General features: G+C 70.1%; 4 protein-coding genes. 1 reads left to right on the top strand and 3 read right to left on the bottom strand.

The genetic code is table 11. The features are described from left to right. Window positions 1–224: 224 nt before the first annotated feature. From G6024_RS13730 to G6024_RS13720, 3 genes are all read right to left on the bottom strand, one after another. Window positions 225–1049: a thioesterase family protein gene (locus G6024_RS13730; RefSeq protein ID WP_069389384.1), complete on the bottom strand. Its 825-nt coding sequence runs from the start codon at window positions 1047–1049 to the stop codon at window positions 225–227. Between the two features lie 22 nt (window positions 1050–1071). Next, window positions 1072–2274: a fatty acid desaturase family protein gene (locus G6024_RS13725; RefSeq protein WP_119192763.1), complete on the bottom strand. Its 1203-nt coding sequence runs from the start codon at window positions 2272–2274 to the stop codon at window positions 1072–1074. Window positions 2275–2367: 93 nt separating this feature from the next. Continuing rightward, the gene (locus tag G6024_RS13720; RefSeq protein WP_159148949.1) at window positions 2368–3396 is read right to left on the bottom strand and encodes an LLM class flavin-dependent oxidoreductase; all 1029 of its coding nucleotides are present in this window, start codon (window positions 3394–3396) and stop codon (window positions 2368–2370) included. 71 nt (window positions 3397–3467) lie between these two features. On the opposite strand from G6024_RS13720, the gene G6024_RS13715 reads away from it, so the two are divergent. Then, window positions 3468–3689, top strand: a 222-nt coding sequence (locus G6024_RS13715) for a hydroxyethylthiazole kinase (RefSeq protein ID WP_182640391.1), incomplete at its 3' end; no start/stop codon positions are given.

Genomic DNA, 3689 nt, shown 5'->3' with positions numbered 1-3689 from the left:
ACCCAGGGCTCCGGCGCCCGCCAGTCGGTGGGCCAGGCGGCCGGGCGGCCCCGCAGCGACCAGCGTCGCCGCTCCACCCGCACCGCCGGCTGACCTGAGGGGAGCCGCCCTCCCCTCCCCTCCCCTCCCCTCCCGGAAATCCGCTACTCGGAATCCGGATCGGCTACTCCAATCGGACTAGCCGATCCGGATTTCGAATAGCGGATTTTGCGTTGGGGCGCCGGTCAGCCGAAGACTGTGATGGTCTGCCGGCTGATCGCCACCAGCTCGCCGTCCGGCCGCCACAGCATCGCGTGGGTGTGCGCGTAGCCGTCACGGGCGGTATCGGTGGCGGCGGCGTATCCGAGCATAGAGTCGGCCGGGAACGCCTCCGGGCCCACCTCGGCGATCAGCTCCAGCGTCCACGTCAGGCTGCTGCCGGGCGCGAACCCGTCGAGCATCTGGATGGGAGCCGGCGGCCACGCGTCGGCCAACACCACCAGGTGCTCCTCCTCGAACCGCTCCGGAGTCTCGCGCAGCGACGCCCACCCGGACAGGTCGGCCGTCTCGGAACCGGAGAACGGCAACTGGCCGCCGACCTGCCGCAGCTCGACAAACTGGTAGAACTCCGGCGTCAGCTTCTCGATGTAGGGGAACGCCTCGATCGCCGTCGGATCGCCCAGCGCCGGCATCGGATGGGCGGGCGCGACCGAGATCGACGACTGCCGGTGCTTGCCGAACGCGGCCAGCGCGGTCGCGACGATCGCGCCCTCCTGCCGAACGGTCGCCTGGCACTGGACGACGTTGGAGCCCACGCGCAGGATCTCGGCGTCGACCTCGACGGGGCCGGTCGTCGCGGGGCCGATGAACGACACGGTGATTGACCTCAGTGGGTGGACGACGGGGGCCGAGCCGTCTCCGGTGTCCCGGCTGCGCAGGCACCCCTTCATCGCGGCGAGCAGCAGGGCGCCGGTCAGGCCCCCGAAGATCGCCCTGCCCTGCGTCCAACCCTGCTCGACCTCGACGGTCCCGCCGCGCGCAGCGGCCTCCAACATGTTCGTCAGCGACATGCGGTCATTCTGTCACCGGGGGTCAGCGGCTCTGGTGGGCGCGTCCCTTCCGGACCCCGGCCAGCGCAGTGGCCAGGCCGGGCATGCGCGGCCCGAGGGCGAACATTTTCTCGCTGCGGGTCTCCGGGGCGTTGTCGGCGGTGCGGCGCAGGTAGCGGTCCGGCAGGGACAGCCGCGCGATGGTGCGCCACGACTGCAGGTACTGCTTCCACAGCGGCCCGCTGACGTACGGCAGGTCGTATCGCTCGCACAGTTCGCGGACCTTGAGCGAGATCTCCGAGTACCGGTTGGACGGCAGGTCCGGGAACATGTGGTGCTCGATCTGGAACGACAGGTTGCCGGACATGAGGTTCATCGCCGGGCCGCCGTCGAGGTTGGCGCTGCCGAGCATCTGCCGCAGGTACCACTCCGCCTGCGTCTCGGTCTCGATGTCCGACAGGGTGAACTTCTCGGCGCCGTCGGGGAAGTGCCCGCAGAAGATCACGGCGTTGGTCCAGATATTGCGGATGATGTTGGCCGTGATCGTGGCGGTGAGGGCCTGGCGGCCGCTCGGTCCGGCGAGCACCGGGAACAGGATGTAGTCCTTGAGGATCTGCTGGCCGGCCTTGCGCAGGAACGCGCGGGCCCGGCGGCGGTCGGCCGGGGACGCGTCGCGGTCGAACGCGTCGGCCGTGTCGACCGCCTGCAGGCCGATGCCCCACTCGAAGCCGAGCATGAGGACGGCGTTGACGAGGATGTTCCCGGCGAACCGGGGCTCCCAGGGGATGTCCCGGGTCACGCGCAGGACACCGAACCCGACGTCGTCATCGATGCCGACGATGTTGGTGTACTTGTGATGCAGGTAGTTGTGGGTGTGCTTCCAGTCGGCGGAGCTGCCGACGAGGTCCCACTCCCAGTTGGTCGAGTGGATCTCCGGATCGTTCATCCAGTCCCACTGGCCGTGCATGATGTTGTGGCCGAGTTCCATGTTCTCGAGGATCTTGGCCACGGCGAGTGTGCCGGTCCCGAGGGCCCACACGGTGCGGTTGCGGGCGCCGAGGTACAGCAGCGCGCGGGCACCGAACTCCAGGCCTCGCTGGAGTTTGATGATGCTGTGGATGTAGCGGTAGTCGCGCTCACCGCGGGAGGCGATGACCTCGGCGCGGACAGCGTCGAGCTCCCGCCCGAGCTCCTCTATCTGATCGGAGCTGAGGTGGGCGTATTCGCCGACATCGGAGATCGCCATGAGTTCAGGATAGGCCGGTTCGGGTGCCCGCGGCTACGGCTGCGGGTCCGGCCGCCCTGCTTTCGTGATCAAGGGCACCCGATCCGACCAGCGTCAGTCACTCCAGGCGCGGCGCAACACTTCCAGGGAGCCGTGGATCCGCTCGACCGTCGATCCCACCGGCGCGATCATGAGTTCGTCGGCCCCCGCCGTGCGCGCGAAGTCGGTGAGGTACTCGCGCACCGCCGGCCCGTCGCCGACCGCCGTGTAGTGGATCATGTGCAGGATCTGGCGACCGCCGGCGGACTCCATGATCATGTCGAGTTCCTCGTCGGAGAACTCGCGTCCGCGGCCGGCCATGAGCTTGACCCGCTGGCGGCGGTACCAGTGCAGTTCGCGTTCGGCGCGCTCGGTGTCGTCGTCGGCCACCACGTTGACGGCAGCGATCATGTACGGCTCGGACAGCTGCTCACTGGGCTGGAAGCGCTCGCGGTAAACCTGCGAGGCCTGTTCGAGGGCGTCGGGCGCGAAGTGCGAGGCGAACGCGTACGGCAGCCCGTAGGCGGCGGCGAGCTGCGCGCCGAACAGGGACGAACCGAGGATGTACAGCGGCACCTTGGTGCCCCGCCCGGGGATGGCCGCGATCCCGCGCGTGCGGGCGAAGTCGGAGGGCGAGTCGCCGAGGAACGCCTGCAGTTCGCGGACGTCGTCGGGGAAGTTCTCCGCCGCCGACGGTTCGCGGCGCAGCGCACGCAGGGTCTGCGGGTCGGTGCCGGGGGCGCGCCCCAGGCCGAGGTCGATGCGTCCGGGGTGTAGCTCGGCGAGGGTGCCGAACTGCTCGGCGATCACGATCGGCGAGTGGTTGGGCAGCATCACGCCGCCGGAGCCGAGCCGGATCCGCTCGGTTTGCGAGGCGATGTGCGCCATGAGTACCGCCGGCGCCGAGGAGGCGATGGACGGCATGTTGTGGTGCTCGGAGTACCAGACCCGCTCGTAGCCCAGTTCCTCCGCCTTCTGCGCCAGCGCCACCGAATCCTGCAGTCCCTCCCCGATGCTCTGGCCGGGGCGGACGGTCGCGAAGTCGATGACGGACAGAGGCAGGGCGGCACTGGACTGGGGGGAGCTGGTCTCGGGGGAGGTCATGCCCCGTGCAACCCGGGCCCCCGGCAGGCTATTCCTGTTGGCGCCCGGGCGGGGGCGGCAGACTGGGGGGCATGTCCCCCGCTGCTGACCGCCCCGCTGACCGCCCCACCGACAGCCCCGACAGCCCCGCCGGCCGTCCCGTCGACCTCGCCCGCCTCGTGACCGTCATGCGCGAGACCGGCCCGCTCGTGCACTGCCTGACCAACTCGGTGGTCCGGCAGATCACCGCGGACGTGCTGCTCGCCGCCGGGGCGGCGCCCGCGATGGTCGACCACCCCGACGAGGCCTCCGAT

Source organism: Dietzia maris (assembly GCF_014144855.1).
In the GTDB taxonomy this organism is placed as follows: Bacteria; Actinomycetota; Actinomycetes; order Mycobacteriales; family Mycobacteriaceae; genus Dietzia; species Dietzia kunjamensis.
This window is presented reverse-complemented; position numbering and strand designations above follow the sequence as displayed.